Annotated in this window: 17 protein-coding genes and 1 pseudogene; 7 read left to right on the top strand and 11 right to left on the bottom strand. The window is 66.6% G+C overall.

Annotated features, from left to right (window positions below):
• Both B1964_RS26560 and B1964_RS26555 read left to right on the top strand, forming a co-directional pair.
• Positions 1-795, top strand: a 795-nt coding sequence (locus tag B1964_RS26560; protein WP_079931947.1) for an FAD-binding oxidoreductase, incomplete at its 5' end; no start/stop codon positions are given.
• Between the two features lie 22 nt (positions 796-817).
• Positions 818-1,645, top strand: a complete 828-nt coding sequence (locus B1964_RS26555) for a helix-turn-helix domain-containing protein (RefSeq protein ID WP_006368890.1) — start codon at positions 818-820, stop codon at positions 1,643-1,645.
• Between the two features lie 24 nt (positions 1,646-1,669).
• Here B1964_RS26555 and B1964_RS26550 read toward each other — a convergent pair whose 3' ends face one another.
• The 3 genes from B1964_RS26550 to B1964_RS26540 all read right to left on the bottom strand — a co-directional run bounded on the left by B1964_RS26550 (position 1,670) and on the right by B1964_RS26540 (position 4,418).
• A complete protein-coding gene (locus tag B1964_RS26550) occupies positions 1,670-2,161 on the bottom strand; it encodes a hypothetical protein (RefSeq protein WP_079931948.1) in 492 nt (163 codons plus the stop codon).
• Between the two features lie 443 nt (positions 2,162-2,604).
• Entirely contained in the window at positions 2,605-3,009 is a 405-nt protein-coding gene (locus B1964_RS26545) for a hypothetical protein (protein ID WP_079931946.1), read from the bottom strand.
• Between the two features lie 548 nt (positions 3,010-3,557).
• Positions 3,558-4,418: an ERCC4 domain-containing protein gene (locus B1964_RS26540; RefSeq protein WP_079931945.1), complete on the bottom strand. Its 861-nt coding sequence runs from the start codon at positions 4,416-4,418 to the stop codon at positions 3,558-3,560.
• Positions 4,419-4,631: 213 nt separating this feature from the next.
• Between B1964_RS26540 and B1964_RS26535 the strand changes: the two genes are divergently transcribed.
• Positions 4,632-5,801 (top strand): lipase family protein, encoded by a 1,170-nt coding sequence (locus B1964_RS26535; RefSeq protein WP_079931944.1) that lies wholly within the window; start codon positions 4,632-4,634, stop codon positions 5,799-5,801.
• A gap of 13 nt (positions 5,802-5,814) precedes the next feature.
• Here the strand turns inward: B1964_RS26535 and B1964_RS26530 are convergent, their stop codons facing one another.
• Positions 5,815-6,696: a hypothetical protein gene (locus B1964_RS26530; RefSeq protein WP_079931943.1), complete on the bottom strand. Its 882-nt coding sequence runs from the start codon at positions 6,694-6,696 to the stop codon at positions 5,815-5,817.
• A 317-nt stretch (positions 6,697-7,013) separates the two neighbouring features.
• Positions 7,014-8,129: a protein kinase gene (locus tag B1964_RS26525; RefSeq protein ID WP_253194212.1), complete on the bottom strand. Its 1,116-nt coding sequence runs from the start codon at positions 8,127-8,129 to the stop codon at positions 7,014-7,016.
• A 153-nt stretch (positions 8,130-8,282) separates the two neighbouring features.
• Between B1964_RS26525 and B1964_RS26520 the strand changes: the two genes are divergently transcribed.
• A complete protein-coding gene (locus tag B1964_RS26520; RefSeq protein ID WP_253194211.1) occupies positions 8,283-9,635 on the top strand; it encodes a ricin-type beta-trefoil lectin domain protein in 1,353 nt (450 codons plus the stop codon).
• A 6-nt stretch (positions 9,636-9,641) separates the two neighbouring features.
• Here B1964_RS26520 and B1964_RS30155 read toward each other — a convergent pair.
• Positions 9,642-9,770, bottom strand: a pseudogene (locus tag B1964_RS30155) (3-ketosteroid-9-alpha-hydroxylase); the annotation flags it as partial.
• Positions 9,771-9,882: 112 nt separating this feature from the next.
• Here B1964_RS30155 and B1964_RS31485 point away from each other — a divergent pair.
• Positions 9,883-10,014, top strand: a complete 132-nt coding sequence (locus B1964_RS31485; RefSeq protein WP_290440744.1) for a hypothetical protein — start codon at positions 9,883-9,885, stop codon at positions 10,012-10,014.
• Here the strand turns inward: B1964_RS31485 and B1964_RS26510 are convergent.
• From B1964_RS26510 to B1964_RS26500, 3 genes are read right to left on the bottom strand one after another with little or no spacing between them, the layout of a single operon-like run.
• On the bottom strand, positions 10,011-10,982 hold the full coding sequence (locus tag B1964_RS26510; protein WP_079931940.1) for a ketopantoate reductase family protein: 972 nt from the start codon (positions 10,980-10,982) through the stop codon (positions 10,011-10,013). The genes B1964_RS31485 and B1964_RS26510 overlap by 4 nt on opposite strands.
• Before the next feature lie 20 nt (positions 10,983-11,002).
• Positions 11,003-12,022, bottom strand: a complete 1,020-nt coding sequence (locus tag B1964_RS26505) for an adenosine deaminase (RefSeq protein ID WP_253194210.1) — start codon at positions 12,020-12,022, stop codon at positions 11,003-11,005.
• Positions 12,019-12,579, bottom strand: a complete 561-nt coding sequence (locus tag B1964_RS26500; protein WP_079931938.1) for a hypothetical protein — start codon at positions 12,577-12,579, stop codon at positions 12,019-12,021. The genes B1964_RS26505 and B1964_RS26500 overlap by 4 nt, the downstream gene beginning before the upstream one ends.
• Before the next feature lie 227 nt (positions 12,580-12,806).
• On the opposite strand from B1964_RS26500, the gene B1964_RS26495 reads away from it, so the two are divergent.
• Entirely contained in the window at positions 12,807-14,183 is a 1,377-nt protein-coding gene (locus B1964_RS26495; RefSeq protein WP_079931937.1) for an NAD-dependent succinate-semialdehyde dehydrogenase, read from the top strand.
• A 51-nt stretch (positions 14,184-14,234) separates the two neighbouring features.
• Here B1964_RS26495 and B1964_RS26490 read toward each other — a convergent pair whose 3' ends face one another.
• Positions 14,235-14,990 (bottom strand): DUF72 domain-containing protein, encoded by a 756-nt coding sequence (locus tag B1964_RS26490; RefSeq protein ID WP_172398977.1) that lies wholly within the window; start codon positions 14,988-14,990, stop codon positions 14,235-14,237.
• 121 nt (positions 14,991-15,111) lie between these two features.
• Here B1964_RS26490 and B1964_RS26485 point away from each other — a divergent pair, with 121 nt between their 5' ends.
• Positions 15,112-15,429 (top strand): DUF2853 family protein, encoded by a 318-nt coding sequence (locus B1964_RS26485; RefSeq protein WP_014358214.1) that lies wholly within the window; start codon positions 15,112-15,114, stop codon positions 15,427-15,429.
• A gap of 132 nt (positions 15,430-15,561) precedes the next feature.
• On the opposite strand, the gene B1964_RS26480 is transcribed toward B1964_RS26485, so the two are convergent.
• Entirely contained in the window at positions 15,562-15,834 is a 273-nt protein-coding gene (locus B1964_RS26480) for a GlsB/YeaQ/YmgE family stress response membrane protein (RefSeq protein ID WP_006368925.1), read from the bottom strand.
• Positions 15,835-16,563 lie beyond the last annotated feature (729 nt).

Genomic DNA, 16,563 nt, shown 5'->3' with positions numbered 1-16,563 from the left:
CTGGAGCCGTTCGCGGCGTTCGGCTGGGAGGAACGCGGCGGGTACGGCGATGCGTATCAGACCGCGCAGGCCTTCGCCGCATCGGCGCGCGCCGGTGGAATCCGCATCCGCCAGAGCACGCCGGTTGCCGGTCTCATCGTCGACGGCGACGACGTCACCGGCGTGAGACTGGTTGACGGATCGACGATCTCGGCCGAGACCGTCGTCGTCGCGACCGGCGCCTGGACGCGCCCGTTCCTCGCAGCCCACGGCATCGATGTCCCCATCGAGGTCCACCGCGAGCAGATCGTGATGATCCACCCCGGAATGGAACTCGGCAAGGTGCCGGTGTTCTCCGACCTCGTCTCACTGCAATACGTGCGGCCCGATGTCCGCGGTGAGATCCTGTTCGGCAACAGCGATCTCGCCGAGCTGGAGATCGCCGACCCCGACAACTACCTCAATCGTGCCGACGAGGCGTTCCTGGATCTGACCGTCGACAAGGTCGGTACCCGCTTCCCGCAGTTCACCGACGCGGCCATCACCAGTAGTTACGCCGGGTGTTACGACGTGACCCCGGACTGGAATCCGATCATCTCCACCGGTCCGCTCGAGGGACTGGTGATCGCCGCGGGCTTCAGCGGGCACGGTTTCAAGATCTCGCCGGCCGTCGGGCGGCTGGTCGCCGACCTCGTCGTCGATGGTCACAGCAACGACCCGCGTATCCCGGAGTCGGACTTCCGGTTGTCCCGGTTCGCCGAGGGCGACCTGCTCAAGACCCGCTTCCCCTACGTGGGCGCGGGGGAGATGCGGTGAGACCTGTCGTGCGGGGTACACCATGTGCGCCCTGAACGGCGGGGTCCGCGTCGCCGAGCTGCCCGAGGACCGGCGGTCGGGACTCATCGCCGAGCTGCCACGGTTCCCCACAGTGGACGACGTCTCCCGATATGCTGGCCCGGTGGCGGAGTCCGACGAATCGACGGGGATCGATCAGGCAGTGGCGGTGCAACCGGCAGGAGTCGGTGACGATCCGCTGATTCGTAACCAGTCCGGCATCGCCCGTGACCGGCCCACCGATCAGTCCGTCGAGGAACTCGAGCTCGAGACCGCGATTGCCGCCAACGTCCGGCGCCTGCGTCAGCAGCAGGGTCTCACCGTCGGCGACATGGCGTTACGCGTCGGCATCTCCAAGGCGATGCTGTCGAAGATCGAGAACGCCCAGACCTCGTGCAGTCTCAGCACTCTCGCGCGGCTGGCGACAGCCTTCGACGTCGCCGTGACCTCGCTGTTCCGGGGCGCCGACGTCGAGCGATCGGCGGTGTACGTCAAGGCGGGGGAGGGTTCGCGGATCGTGCGATCGGGGTCCAAGGAGGGCCACGAGTACGAGCTACTCGGGTCGTTGCGCGGTGAGCACAAACGTCTCGAATGCCTACTCGTGACGCTCAACGAGGACTCGATCACACAGCCGCTGTTCCAGCACCCCGGCACCGAGTTCCTCTACATGCTCGACGGCGTCATGGACTACGCGCACGGGCGCAGCGTGTACCGCCTCGCGCCCGGTGATTCCATGCAACTCGACGGTGAGGCCCCCCACGGGCCGGTCGCGCTCATCGAACTGCCGATCCGCTTCCTGTCGGTCATCGCGTTCCCGGATTCGGCGGTCTGAGGCGGTCTCCGGACCGTCTATCGGCTATCGGGCGACGACGGCGGCCCGGTCGGCGACCGGACGCAATGCGATCACCAGCGTCCCGGTGGCGATGACGCCGGCCGGCAACTCGGCATGCACCGTTCGTCGATGCCCGGCGGTGTCGACGACGGTGATGTCGGCCATGGTGGCTCCGGCCAGACCGACACCGACGAACGCCACATCGGCGATCGCGGTGGTCAGCGGCAACGCCGCATCGACACGCACCACCGCCCGTCCACCCGTGACGTGCGCCGCGATGATCCTGGTGACCAGAACCGAGTGTGTTACAGCACCGCACTCATCGGTCGACGGGCAGCGCGGCTCGCCTGCGGCGTCGACGAAGAATCCCGTTGTGTGACGCAGTGATTCGGCGCGCAGGTCGGTCTCACCGATGAAGAGATCGTTCCCCGACGAGTGAATGGGGACCGGCCAGAGCGTGGGATCGAAAGATCGGGACACCAGAACGCCTTTCAGAGAGGGCAGCAGCTCGAACAAGCTCACCTCTTCGGTCTACCCGGCTCTGCGGCGCGGCAACAGGGATACCGGCGCCAAGATGTCGTCAAGATTCGCGCACTGTGCTCGCAACCACCCGGATCATGGTGACCCACGCCACATTTCATGGGAGACAGCAACCCCCAAGCCGACGGGCATCGTGCGTCAAGCCTGACCGTGCATCGTGGAACACGTCAGAGAGAAACGCACACAGCGGATCTCGGAAGTGTCAACGAAAGAGGAGCCGATCATGGCCGAACCCCGTCGCAACAACAACCCCGCCCCGGTCCAGCGTCGCCGCCGCGTCCGTCGCTACGACCCGCGTTCGCGTCGGTGGCTCTGGGTGTGGCAGTGAGACAGCGCTCTGCGCGCTGAGCCGTGCGCGACACGAACAACCCCGCCCACCGACGCCGGGCGGGGTTGTTCGCGTGTGTCTGCGGGCACGATCAACTCGTGGCGATCGCCACGTTCAGGATGACGATGAGCACAATCAGCACGATCGGGATGACCGAGATCGCGATCGCCAGACCAACGCCGTTGTACTGCTGCGGCGCAGGGCCGAGCGAACCGCGGGAGTACGCCCACACCGGTGCCCGATACTCCAGCTCGACGCCCTGTCCGGGCTGCACGAGCACCGGGTAATCGGCGGGCCCGATCCGCGGGGGCAGGAAGTACGGAACGTGGACGTGCACGTGATGCTGTCCCGGCGGAAGCGGGATCTCGTTGCGGCCCCACGTGCCGGGAAGCTCGTGGCCGTCGACGACGATCTTCGGCTTGATGAAGTACAGCAACCACATCAGCGGGAAGAACTTCGCGTCGATGGCGACACCCTGCTGCTGACCCGCCTGCACCGGCGGCGCGCCCTGCCCACCGCCCGGATGATAGGCGCCCGGAGCCGGATTCTTCTGCAGTGGAGCCGGATTCGGGGGTTGCGGCGCCGGCGGCCGGCCGTACTGGGATGGAGCAGACGGGGGCGGAGCAGATGGGGGCGGAGCAGATGGGGGAGCACCGTACTGGGGCGGGCCCGCCGGGGGCGCGCCGTACCCCGGGCCGGGCGGCTGTCGATACTGGGGCTGCTGGCCGTACGACGGTTGACCCGGGCCAGGCGGCTGCCCGTAGTGGGGTTGCCCGTACCGGGGTTGGCCCGGCTGCTGTTGCCCGTACGGGCCGGGTTGCCCGTAGGGCGGGTTCGGAGTGTTCACCATTTCCCCCTCGATCGTGCGAGCCGCGCGGCGTCGGGCCATCGTGGCTGGCAGTCAATCTACGCGATGACGGTTGCGCAGCAACGGTTTGCGACCACTTCGGGTGCAGAAGCGGACGTGATCCGTTGCGAATCTAGTCGCGGGTGCGGCGCGCGGCGATCAATCGAACCGCTTTGCGGCAAATGTCCGACCGAGATTCATTCGATCGACGTCGACGCACCCGCATCCCCACCACTGAGCTGCGTCGGCGAACTCTTTCCCGCCCGGTCGAGATCCCACTCGGCCAGGCAGGCACCGAACCAGCGGTACAACCACTCCTGTGCGAGTGCACGCGTTTCGCAGAACACGATCGGCACCGTCGGGAACCGGGCCTGCGCCTCGGCGACGGCATCGGCCACCGAGGAGGCCGGGGCGTGTTCGAGTTTGAAGATCTTCGAGTACCCGGAGTCGACGATCACCGCGCCGCGCGGCTGTGCGGCGAGATCGGCCAGCAGGTAGGTCATCTTTCCCGACAACAGGCTCGACGCGAGGTCCTCGATGCTCTTGCGTTCGGCGGTGGCCACCAGATCGTCGCCGTCGAAGACCGCGTAGTCGCCGACCGGCAGGCCCCGCTTGCTGGTCTGCGCCTGCTGCGCAGAGAACTTGTAGCCGTAGCGTTCTCGGGTGTCGACGACGATGTCGACCACGCGACCGTGCGCCCGCGCCTTGGGGACCGTCACGTTCGGTCGAGCCTGTTTGGCGGTGCGTCGCGACTGCCAGAACACCATCTCGCGCCCGCGGGCGCGGGTGAGCACGAACTGCGAGCGGTTCTCCCGTCCGCGTTCGAGCACCAGGTCGATGGCCGCGCCGCGACGGCTGATCGAACGCACCGCCAGGCATTCGACGATCTCGGGGTCGTCCGGCCACTCGGCGACCCGCTGGCAATACACCTTGGTGGTGCGCGGCCACGTCTCCCGGGTCTTCAACACGATCCCGTCGGCGCCCAGGGGCAAACGTACGAGGTAGGGCAGCGACGTGCCCTCCTCGGGATTGCGCGCGATCAGCAGGTCGTCCGGCACACGACCAGGGTGCCGGATCGAGGGGGCGCAGTCACCCCGACCGGCCGAGGAGACGCTCTCATCTGCAACAACCTGCTCTGGTCCATCCCGCCCGACCGGACCCGCGGCCGCTTAGGTTAACCTAACCGACATTGGGGAAGTCCGGTGTGCTGCGGGCCGCGGCCCGCGAGCGAAGAGGAAGAGGGGACTGCTGCAGTGCGTCGACGAGGACTGGTGCTGGGTGCACTACTGATCGGAGTGGTCGCCCTGTTGTGGTCGCCCCTGCCCGGGTCACCAACTGCACAGGCGGCGCCGAGTCTCACGTCCAAGGCCGGCGCGGGCACGGTGATCAGTTCCACCGACATCACCGATCAGAAGGACGCCCGCATGACCGGCGCCCGGCAGGTGATCGCCATGACCTACCTGTCGGAGAACGCCCAGGGTGAGCTGATCCCCGTCCGCGGCACCGTCTCCATCCCCGAGAAGAACCCGCACGGCGGTGATTACCGCATCTTTGCGTGGGCGCACGGAACCGCCGGACTCGGCGACGGCTGCACGGTCACCGACCGGATGGGCGTCCGCGTCGACGGCAAGGAACGCTGGCACGACTGGATGGGCCCCTGGCTCGACGACGGCTACGTCATCACCGCCACCGAGTACGCGGGTGTCGGCGGACCGGGCGTGCATCCCTACGCCGACGGAGAGATGCAGGGCAAGAACGTGATCGACTCGGTACGCGCCGCGCGGACCGTCGTCGCCCAGTACTCCGATACCCGAGCCGGCACCGACTATCTCACCTCCGGCGGCTCCCAGGGCGGCCAGAGCGCGGTTTGGGCCGGACATCTCGCACCCACCTACGCACCCGAACTCCACAACGTGGGGGTTGCCGCCAGCTCGGTGCCCGTCGACACCTCGCAACTGTTGAAGGTCGTCGCACCAGGCGTCCCGCCCGTCGCGATTCCCGACTACGTCACCTACGTCTCCTACGTGCTCGCCGGTGTGAAGGCCGCGCGACCCGACGTCGACGTCGACTCCTACCTCACGCCGCTGGGTAAGGAACTCGTCGAAGATGCTGCGACACAGTGCTATCCGGAGTTCAGTCCCTCGACGCGGCAGTACAACGTCGGCCAGATGGTGACCAAACCACTGGCCGAGGGGCCGCTGATCGGCGTGGTGCATGAGCTCTCTGCCGTCCCCGACGCCGGCTACCGCGCTCCGATGCTCATCCAGCAGGGCACGCTCGACGTGGTCGCGCCGGCCCCGCTGACCTCGGCGTGGGTCGACCGTGCTCGCGCCGACGGCGCCCGCATCGACTATCAGACCTACAACGACCAGCACGGACTCGGCGCATACTCCGAGACCGCGGCACTCAAGTGGGCCAACACGCTGCAGTGGGCGCGGTAGGTCGGGACGCGCCTCAGAGATCCGGCCCGCAGGCGTCGTGGGTGAGTGCCGCGACGATCTCCGGGCGCACCTCCTCGACGAACTGCAACCACTGGCCGATGCCGGCCGCGACATTGTGGCGTGAGAACGCGGTGGCCTCCACCGTCAGTACGGCGACGATGCAGGTGTCGTGCACGACGAGTTTGATCCCGGTGTACGGCAGCGTCTCGGTCGCCACGAAGCGGTAGGCCGCAGGCAGATCCGTGACGTGGTCGACGACGGTGCCGAAGAACTCCAAGGTCGGGCGCGCGGGCAGGATCCGCAGCCACGACTTGACCTCACCGGTCGGCAACGGAATGTCACCGTCGTCGTCGACCAGCACCGGATGCCCCGACATGGACTCGAGCGCCTCGAGCACCATCGCCCGCAGGTCGCTGTGCCGTGCGGGTAGGGCGATCACCTCGAGTGCCGGCTCGCGCCGGGCCGGTACGTCCCCGGTGAGGAAGGCCGGATGCCCGACTCCCCAGATCTCGATCAGTGTGGTGGTGGCCAGCGCGGCGAGAGCATCGACCTGCGCTCGATCGGCCGCGGAGGTGAACGATCCGTCACCATCATCGCGATCCCAGCCGAGCAGCTCGAGATCGGCGATGTTCTCGCGCAGTACGTCGGGATGCGGATGCAGATCGCCCTCGACGATTGTGCACACGATGCGGTCGTCGTCGGCGGAGAAGCTCAGCACGCCGTGGGACCCCTCGGGGATCTCGAGGTTCTGTTCGACGATGAGTTCCTGCCTGTCGTCGAGGTCGGACAGAAGAGCGGCGAGCAGGTGCCGATATCGGGCCCAGGCCTCGTTGACGGCCGTGTCGAAGTCGACGTCCCCACGCATGTCGTCTGCACGCATGTCGTCTGCGCCCATGGCACACCTCTCATCCGGGTGAAACCCTCTGCTGGCCCGCGCTCGGCGATCCGGCCCCGCTACGGCCCGACCCGATTCTGACCGGCCGCATCATGACCGGGCTTGCATCATGATCTGGTTGCGAGGTTACGGATCCCCACCACCGAGTGCCGCATCGCGCGCGAGGATCCCCCCATTCGTAGGACCCGGGCGCACACACCGTCGCGGTACCGCGATGTCGACGACTCGTCGACACCGCGACACCCACTGTTCAGCACGTCCCGACTCAGACCGGTGCCGGTGTGATCGGCGCGACACCGCCCCGTGTTACAGGGGACTCAGACGGGGGTCAGCCCGATCAGCCGACACAGACGGTCCTCGTCGATCACGTGCAGTGCCTGGCCGCGCCGTTTGCGTTCCCGCGCGGCAAACAGCTTGCGGCCCTCGTGCGCCCCGAGGCCGCGGTCGATCTGATGGGCGCGCACGAGGACGGTGGTGTCGTCGCCGACCATCGACTGCACCGCCGCCCCGGATTCCTCGATGAGCGTGGTCAGTTCCTGTTGGGTGCCGGTGCTGAACCGGCCGGTGATCACCACGCGGTGTCCGGCCAGTCGTGCCGGCCCGCGTGCCGGACTCATGTCGACCTTGTGGAGATCGGTCAGTGCGCGCAGAGCCTGTGTGCCGTCGACGTAGCGGGTGCCCTTGGCCGCGGTCGCGTGCCAGATCCAGCACTTGAGATCCTCGGGCGCGTCGAGGTCGCGGATGCGGGAGATGTCGTCGTTGGTCCAGTCCGCCCCGGTCAACAGGGTGCAGGTGAGCAGGCCGAGCTGATAGATGTCGAACCACGTCGCCCAGTGACGGTAGTCGTCGACATCGGCGGGCATGTATGCCGGTGTGTAGGCGTCCAGTGGTGAATGCCGGGGTGTCAGTGCATGTTTGGCGATCCCGAAGTCTCCGAGGGCCAGCCGGCCGTCGCGCAGGAAGACGTTGTCGGGCTTGATGTCGCGGTGGGTGACGCCGGCCGCGTGCATCACGGTGAGCAGACCGAGCAGGCCGCGGATCTCACGACGGACCCGTGCCGGACGCCATCCCGCCCACACGCCGTCGGCCACGAGATCGCCGACCGTACCCTCGCGCATCCACTCGGTGACGATGACATAGCGCGTCATGCGGCCGGGACCGGAACCGAAGGCGAAGGCGTCGAGCAGCGCGACCACCTCCCGCCGGCCGGCGAGCAGATGCCCCATGTGCGCCTCACCGTGCCAGTCCGCGGCGCTCGCACACACCTTGACGCAGACCTTGCGCGTCACCCGATCGCTCGACGACGCCAGCCGTGATGCGCGATAGACGTGGCCGAAGCCGCCGCCGTCGAGGAGCCCGTCGATCCGGTAGCGCAGTCCGGTGTCGCCGACGATGATCTGACCCGCACGGAGCGGCTGACGTGCCCCAGTCACGCCACCACGGTAGGGCATGGGTCCGACGGGCTCTCGCCGTACCGGCAGCACGACACACGCGTCGCCGAGGGTGGCTCGCGCATTCTGCCGGTTTCGTACTGTTTTCCCAAATGCAATCATTCCCACGGCAGGAATGCCAAATAATCATCAGGTATGAAGCGAGGAATCAGGAACGGGCCGGTGCGAAAAGCGGTGTGCGTTGTTGTCTGCAGCATTCTCGGCATTGCCGGAATGGTGCTCGCCAACGGACCGGCATCGGCCGCCGATTCATCATTCACGGTCAAATCCGTCCTCAACGGGCAATGCCTGGACAACTCCGATGCCGCGGCCCGTTCCGGCAACCGGGTACTGCTGTACGAATGCCACGACGGGATCAATCAGCAGTGGACGGTCGGCGCCGACGGCCGGGCTCGCGTGCAGGGCTTCTGCTTGCAACCGGTCGGGGCGGTCATCGCCAACGGCCGCAACCTCGAGATCGCGACCTGCACGACCTCGCCGGCCCAGGTCTGGGGTCAAGGCGCCAACGACTCGCTACGCCCCAACTACGGCAGCTACTGCCTGACCGCCGCAAACGGCGCCGTCTCGCTGCGGACCTGTGCTGGGACGACGGCACAACGATGGACGCTGGCCTCGGCCGCGGCAACACCCACCACAACCACTCCTGCCACGACCACGCCACCCACGACCACGCCACCCACGACCACGCCACCCACGACCACGCCACCCACCACCACGACGAGCGCTCCCGCCGCGGTGACCAGCCCGTCCGGCCAGGCGGCCCCCACCGTGGACCTCGCCGGATGGCGCCACATCTTCGCCGACGAGTTCACCAAGAACGCGGCACTCGGCTCGTGGGCCAATTCGTGCGAGCCCGACAAGATCGTCTACACCGGCGCGCAGGGCCAGAAATGGCGCACCTATCCCCAGTGCTATCTCGACACGTATCAGAAACGGCCCTATCGCCCCGACGCGGTGCTCTCGGTCGACGGCGGCATGCTCGATTTCTTTCTCCATCAGGTCGATGGAAAACCCGCCGGTGCGAATCCGTCGCCGCTGATCACCGGATCGAGCCAATACCAGACCTACGGGCGTTATTCGGTGCGAATGCGCGTCGACCGTCCGGGACTGTCCGAATACTATGTGGCCTTCCTGCTCTGGCCGCAGTCCGAACAATGGCCCGCCGGCGGTGAATTCGACTTCCCCGAGGGTTCCCTCGCGGGCATCGCCAAGGGCTATCACCACTACTCCGGCCTCGGTTCGTGCGTCAGCTGTCAGGCCGTCGCCACCGACATAGGGGCCACGTTCACCAGCTGGCACACCTACACCATGGAATGGAGTCCCGGCCGCATCCGCTACCTGCTCGACAACACCGTCGTCCTCGACACCACCGCCTGGGTGCCCTCGGGCCCAATGCGCTGGCAACTGCAGGCCGAGACCAACGGCAACGGCACCAGCTCCGGGCACCTGCAGGTCGACTGGGTGTCGGTCTGGGCCTACAACGGCTGACGCCGATTACTCGATCTCGATCTCCACCTCGGCCGAGCGAGGCGTTGCCTGACACGCCAGGAGGTAGCCGTCGTCGATGTCCTCGGGTTCGAGCGCGATGCCGTTCCCGTGGTCGACGGTGCCCGAGACCAGCCGGGTATCGAGGGGGTGATCTCGGCGTCGGCAGCGCAATTCAGAGTGGCCGTCGTGTGCCACGGCGGGGTCATCAACGCCTACCTCACCCATGTGCTCGGACTCGCGCGGCTGGATGTTCGTCCAAACGAACTACACCTCGGTCACCCGGGTGCTTGCCGAGCCCGACGGATATCGGGAGATCCTGGCGGTCAACGAGTCCGATCACCTGCACTCGTCGTCGGGCACGGCTCAGTCCGAAGCTTAGCCTGGGAGTAGCCCCGCCAACGCCTCCACCGGATCCAGGCTCCCGGCCGGAAGGCGTTCACGAGCCAGGCGCGTCGTGGCCGCCTGTACGAGTTCGTTGACCGGGGTTGCCACACCGTGCAGACGTCCCAACAGGACGATTTCTCCTGCCAGGTAATCGATTTCGACGTTGCTGGCACCACGCGCGATGCTCTGCCAGGTCGAGCTTCCGTAGCTGTCCTCCCCGGTGTCGCGGCGCACGATGTGGTCGGCGCGGCGCTCGCGATCGGTCTCGACGCTTACCGTTTCGATCCTCGCTGCAGCGAGTGCCGCCTCGCCCTCGGCGCGTGCGCGTGTCACCAATTCCCGATGTGCTGCAACGTCATTGCGGTAGCAGGCGTCGATCCCGTTCACGAGGTTCATGATCAGCTTGCGGTATTTCCACGCCATGATCTGCGCGCGGGGTTCGGAGGGGAATCCGGCCGCACGAAAACGCTCCGTCATCTGCTCGGTCACCTCATCGGTGCCGGCCGGAAAGCGGCCCACATCGAGGATGCCGGGACGCGCCGCAGACCCCTGCACCACCACGCCCGGTTCGAGGTGCAACGCCGGCAGCATCACGCACACCGAGTACGTCCGGGCGAACCGACGCAGAATCGCCGGCTCGTTGGCGACCCCGTTCTGCGCCGACGCGATCGGTGTGTCCGCAGGCGCATGCGCCCGAAGGTCGTCGAGGGCGTCGGCACTCTGCTGACTCTTGACGCACAGCAACACCATGGTGTCGTCGGTCCATTCGATCTCACCGGCGTTGGCTGCCACCGGAATCCGATGTACCTGACGGCCCTCGGCGGGGTCGAGGACGAGTCCGTGCTCGCGCATCGCCGCCAGATGCGCACCCCGCGCGACCAACGTCGTCGGGGTTCGGTTCGCATGCAGGTGTGCGCCGATGACCCCACCGATCGCGCCCGCCCCGTAGATCACAACTCGCATGATCTCCAGGGTAGGACGCGTCAGGCCGGCGGGTCCGCCAGCTCGTCCGACCAGCGATTCCGGTCCTCCTCGCTGATGAACGAGGCGGCAAAAGAGTTGCGAGCCAGGGTGATCAGATCGGCGCTCAAGAGATCCAATGCATCGGCGATTGCGATGAACGTATCTCCGGCATACCCGCCGAAATACGCCGGATCGTCGGAATTGATGGTGACGGTCAGACCTTCGGCCAGCATTCGCGGCAGCGGATGCTCGGCAAGTGTCGGCACGCATCGCAAGCGCACGTTCGACAGCGGGCAGGCGGTCAACGGCATGCGATCGGCGCACAGGCGCCGAACGAGTTCGGGACTCTCCAGGGCGCGGATGCCGTGATCGACCCGTTCGATGCCGAGAGTGTCCAGGGCCTCCCAGATGTAGTCCGGAGGTCCTTCCTCCCCGGCGTGTGCGACCACATGCAGTCCGGCCTCGCGGGCGCGGTCGAAGACCGGAGCGAACTGGCCGGGCGGGAACCCCACTTCGGCCGAGTCGAGGCCCACCCCGATGATCGAGCCGAGATGGGGGGTGAGCGCGTCGAGCGTCTCGTGCGCCTCCCGGACCGGGCGGTCGCGCAGGAAGCATGCGATGAGGTCTGCGTACAGGCCGGTTTCGGCCTCGCCGGCGTCCAGGCCGCGTCGCAACCCGGTGACCACGACGTCCACCGGCACCCCGCGCACGATGTGCGCCTGCGGATCGAAGAAGACCTCGGCGTGGCGCACACCCTGCGACGCCGCTGTGCGTATGTAGGCCTGCGCGAGGTCGGCGAAGTCCTGCTCGGTTCGCAACACGGCCATGCACGCGTAGTACAGATCGAGAAAGTGCGGCAGATCGGTGAACGCGTGTGCCGCTCGCAGTGCGGCGACGTCGGCGTACGGCAGTGTCACCGAGTTACGTTGGGCGAGCGCGAACACCATCTCGGGTTCGAGCGTGCCCTCGATGTGCACGTGCAACTCGGCCTTCGGTAAGGCCGTCAACGCCCGGTGGTCCATGACCGACCATTTTGTCATGAGGCCCGGGGCATGGGTGGGGCCGACGCGACCCGATCCGAGTGCGGGGTCGAGTACGCCGCGAGCGCCTCTGCCAACGCAGGTGCCTCCTCTCGCAGGAAAACCGCCCAATTGCCCAGCGCAGACTCGAAGTTCTCGATGTGGAAGACCGTGGACTCCAGCGACAATCGTGCCCGGACGGTCTGTTCGTGCAGCGTCAGGGTCACGAACGGATTCGACAGCGGGCGGCAGATCAGTTCGGCTACGGCGCTCGAGGGGCGAATACCGTCGGCGAGCGTTGTTGATAATTCGATCACCGGCACGGACGGATTGACCACGAGTCGGAGGGACAAGGGTTCGGTGGGGATGGTCAGCACGCCCTCGGGATCGAACTCGAATGTCGGGCCGGTCTCCTCGTCGAGCGACCCGAGGACCTCCAGCGACCCGATCACCAGCGCCCGCAGATGCGCTGCGCTCCTTGTCCGCTCCGCCCCGTCGATGACCGCCTCGGGTGGCGGCGGTGACGGGGTGTCGACGTGGCCGTGCCGTTCGAACTCCCCGAAGATGCTGTCGTACATGCGCTTTCCCTTCATCGGTGGCGGCGCCGACTCCGGCCGGCTCGCTTCGCACGGTAGGCGGAGTGCCGACCGCTGCGCGCCCCGGTGACCGATGAGGCACCCGACCTGTGGACACGGAGAAATCTGTGCATCGTCGACGCGCGCCCCTCCGGCCCCTGCGGGCCACGGCAACCACAAAGCGGACATATCGCCCACAGGGTCGCGGTTGGCGCGCGTAGCGTCGGGTCATGAGTGCATATGTGACGACCAACCCGACAACGGGAATCACCGAACGCGAGTTCGCCATGCTCTCCGATGATCAGATCGACGAACTCGCCCGACGCAGCCTCGGCGGATACGAACGCTGGCGCGACGTGCCCGTCACCGAACGCGCAGAAGCGTTGGCCCGCACCGCGGATCTGTACGAGAAGCGGTCCGACGAGCTCGCCGCTGCCATCACGACCGAGATGGGCAAGGTCACCAAGGAAGCCGCCGGGGAGGTGCAGCTCGCCGCCGACATCTACCGCTGGTACGCCGAGCACGGCCCCGACTTGCTCGTCGACGAACCACTGGATCCGCAGGGTGCTGCCGAATCCTTGGTGCAGCACAAGCCGATAGGCCCGCTCGTGGGTGTGATGCCCTGGAACTATCCCTACTACCAGGTGGCGCGTTTCGTTGCGCCGAACCTGATGCTGGGCAACAGCATCATCCTCAAGCACGCATCGATCTGCGCGGCCTCGTCGGCACTCATGGCCGAGATCCTGCACGAGGCGGGAGTCCTCGAGGACGCCTACATCAACGCCTACGCCAACAGCGATCAGGTGGCGAAGCTCTTGGAGCACAACGCGGTTCGCGGCGTGTCGCTGACCGGGAGCGAGAAGGCCGGTGCGGCGGTGGCCGAGGTGGCGGCGAAGAACCTGAAGAAATCGGTCCTCGAACTCGGCGGATCAGACCCGTTCATCCTCCTCGACACCGCCGACCTGGGCCGCACCATCAAGGTGGCCTCCCGTGCGCGACTGTCGAATACCGGACAGGCATGTAATTCGCCCAAGCGATTCATCGTGCCCGATGCGCTCTACGACGACTTCGTCAACGGGCTGGTCACGGCATTCGACGACGCGGTGGTCGGTGATCCGACCGATACCGATACCCGTGTCGGGCCGCTGTCGTCGGTCGAGGCGCGCGATACCGTCGCCGAACAAGTGCAGACCGCGGTCAGCCAGGGCGCGACGCTGCGCACCGGAGGCACTCCGCTCGATCGGGACGGTGCATTCCTGCAGCCCGCCGTGCTCACCGACATCACCCCGGATATGGACGCCTACTCCGAGGAGATCTTCGGCCCGGTGGCGATGGTCTACCGCTACCGGTCGGTGGACGAGGCGGTGACCCTGGCCAACGACATGCAGTTCGGGCTCAGCGGTTCGGTCTGGGGCACCGATCTCGAGAAGGCCGCGCAGGTCGCCGACCGGCTCGACGTCGGCATGGCCTATGTCAACGAGCACGGGACGACGCTGCCGGGTCTGCCGTTCGGCGGGGTCAAGCGGTCCGGCTTCGGGCGTGAACTCGGCCGATGGGGGATGGGCGAATTCGTCAACACCCGTTTGCGCCGCACCTCCTCGAAGTGAGCCCCGCGCACAGCTGAGGGAGTAGCGACAGCTGAGGGAATAGCGAAGGACTCACCGCCGCGCCGGGCTCGCCACCGACATCCCGGCGGCCCGGGCGCGGCGGATCATGGTCAGCGCGTTGTCGACTGCCGCGCCGCCGGTGTCGTTGTTGAAGTACACGTACACGTCGTGGGAGTCGTCGAAGTGCTCCGCGATTCGCCGCAGCCAGGAGTCGATGGCGCCATGCCCGTAGGCGACCGACCGCGACGACCGACCTTCGTGCAGGCGCAGATACCCGAAATCGGTTGTCGCCCAGAGCGGTGTGAGAGTGCTGCTGCACCGATCCGCCCAGCACAGCGCGGCGTCGTGTTCGCCCAGCACGTCACGAACCTCGTCGCACCACCACGAGTCGTGGCGAGGTTCGACGACGATGCGCGCTCGGTTCCCGATGAGGCCCAGGACCTCGTCGAGTTGCGTCGGCTCGGCGTGCAGGTTCGGCGGTAGCTGCAACAGCACCGGTCCGAGCCGGGAGCCCAGGCCCGCAGCGCGATCGAGAAAACGCTCAATCGGTTCCGCAGCCTCCTTGAGGCGCTTCACGTGGGTCAGATAGCGGCTCATCTTGACCGACATGCGGAATCCGGGCGGCAGCTGGTCGCGCCACGACTCGAATGTCGCCCTGTCGGGCAGTCGGTAGAAGGTGTTGTTGACCTCGACGCTGCAGAACTGGGAAGCGAAGTATGCCAACCACTCTCGCTGCGTGATTCGACGCGGATAGAAATGTCCGCGCCAATCCCGGTATTGCCAGCCGGAGGTACCGATGTACAGCATCACCGTCGATGCTACGCACGCAGGTGAGAATTCATTTCGAGTCGGCCTCCCGGGGAGGCTCACGCGCGTAACGTGACCCACGGCCGTGAAGAAATCCGACATCAACCAATGGAGGCTCCCGATGTCCGATGCACGTGACACCGTTCTCGCTTACGCACCGAACGCCGATACCGCGGTGATCGACAAGATGGCGTCGACCTACGCCCTCGCGCTGCGTAACCGCGACGCCGCGCTGGTCTCGGCCAGTGACCCCGCGGAACTCAAGACGGTCCGCGAGAACTTCCTGAAGAAGAAGCTCGGACTCACCCAGAGTGACGCCGAACTCGACAAGGCCATCGCCGACGTCCTGGCCGGCATGAAGGACGGCAAGTCCAATCCGCGCCTGGCGGTGTACTACCTGCTCGCCGACAAGTTCGGCAAGCTCGACGTCTTCAAGTAGTTGTGCGTGGGGCAACAAGCCCACGTCAAACACCTCAGGACAGACAGATGACCGCGTCGGCCTCCTCGGCCGGACGCGGTCATCTGCGTTGTCGGACGTCCAGCGCTGTGGACGCCTACTGGTCTCTGGGAGCTATTGCCGCACGGCACGCCCGCGGATCGCCAGGTAGCCGGCGATCAACACGATCGCCACGACGATGCCGACGATGAACGGGATGACCTCCCAGCCGCCGTTGCTGTTGTTGTAGCCAAGCTGGTAGGTCAGCCACGATCCGACCAGTGACCCGACGATGCCGAGCACGATGGTCATGATCACGCCGATGTCCTGCTTGCCCGGCATCAGCAGTCGCGCGAGTGCGCCGACGATCAGACCGACGACGATTGCGCTGATGATTGTCCAGAGCATGGTGTCCACCTCTCTGTGGATGTCCGGTCGCGCGTACGCACGGCCGGGATGATGACCAAGAGCGGCCCGCGGTCTCGAGGCGACAGTGCTCCCGGTTGACCAGTGCATCCGGGCGAACCGGACGCTGGTCCTACATACGCTATCGCGTGGGACGCCGGCCGAGCTCCACTGCGACCCAATCGCAACGGGATTCCTTGTCCGCTCTGCGTGTCGTCTGTCCGACGGGGGTGATCGGTCCGAATCCCCCCGAGCGCAGCATCGCAGGTGCACACCGATGGACGACGGGTACGTCCGTACCGGATCGTGTGCCGTCTGAGCTGTCCTGAATCGGCGATGCATCCACCCGTGCCGAATGACCACATGCTGCGCAGGCGGGCATCTGACCAGCGGATTTGGAACTTCGCGCCGTGGTGCGTAACTTATTCGAAGTCAGCGCGCCGCGGCGCCGCCCCGGAGGGCTCCGAGAGGAGTTCGGTAGGGGAGAGGAAACCGGGTAGACGTTGACCGCCCCCGACAAATCGATCCGGGCACAGTCGTGTGCCAGGACGAGGACCCGGGGTCGCCAGAACCGAACGGCCGCGACCAGCGAGTTGCGAACACCGCGAGGATCTGGCACACTGGACGAGTTGCCCGTGATTGGGTGGCGAATCCTGAACGACAACTCATTGATGTTCGCCTTGTGGGGTGGTGTTGGTGGGTGTGTGTTCTTTGAGAACTCGATAGTGTATT

The organism is Gordonia sp. i37 (assembly GCF_002043085.1).
In the GTDB taxonomy this organism is placed as follows: domain Bacteria; phylum Actinomycetota; class Actinomycetes; order Mycobacteriales; family Mycobacteriaceae; genus Gordonia; species Gordonia polyisoprenivorans.
This window is presented reverse-complemented; position numbering and strand designations above follow the sequence as displayed.

Coding starts and splice junctions, on each gene's coding strand:
- B1964_RS26510 (WP_079931940.1), bottom strand. CDS start 10,982: ATGCGAGTTGTGATCTACGGGGCGGGCGCGATCGGTGGGGTCATCGGC.
- B1964_RS26490 (WP_172398977.1), bottom strand. CDS start 14,990: ATGCTGTACATCGGTACCTCCGGCTGGCAATACCGGGATTGGCGCGGA.
- B1964_RS26485 (WP_014358214.1), top strand. CDS start 15,112: ATGTCCGATGCACGTGACACCGTTCTCGCTTACGCACCGAACGCCGAT.
- B1964_RS31485 (WP_290440744.1), top strand. CDS start 9,883: ATGTTCGTCCAAACGAACTACACCTCGGTCACCCGGGTGCTTGCCGAG.
- B1964_RS26530 (WP_079931943.1), bottom strand. CDS start 6,696: ATGGGCGCAGACGACATGCGTGCAGACGACATGCGTGGGGACGTCGAC.
- B1964_RS26480 (WP_006368925.1), bottom strand. CDS start 15,834: ATGCTCTGGACAATCATCAGCGCAATCGTCGTCGGTCTGATCGTCGGC.
- B1964_RS26500 (WP_079931938.1), bottom strand. CDS start 12,579: ATGTACGACAGCATCTTCGGGGAGTTCGAACGGCACGGCCACGTCGAC.
- B1964_RS26495 (WP_079931937.1), top strand. CDS start 12,807: ATGAGTGCATATGTGACGACCAACCCGACAACGGGAATCACCGAACGC.
- B1964_RS26555 (WP_006368890.1), top strand. CDS start 818: ATGTGCGCCCTGAACGGCGGGGTCCGCGTCGCCGAGCTGCCCGAGGAC.
- B1964_RS26505 (WP_253194210.1), bottom strand. CDS start 12,022: ATGACAAAATGGTCGGTCATGGACCACCGGGCGTTGACGGCCTTACCG.
- B1964_RS26520 (WP_253194211.1), top strand. CDS start 8,283: ATGAAGCGAGGAATCAGGAACGGGCCGGTGCGAAAAGCGGTGTGCGTT.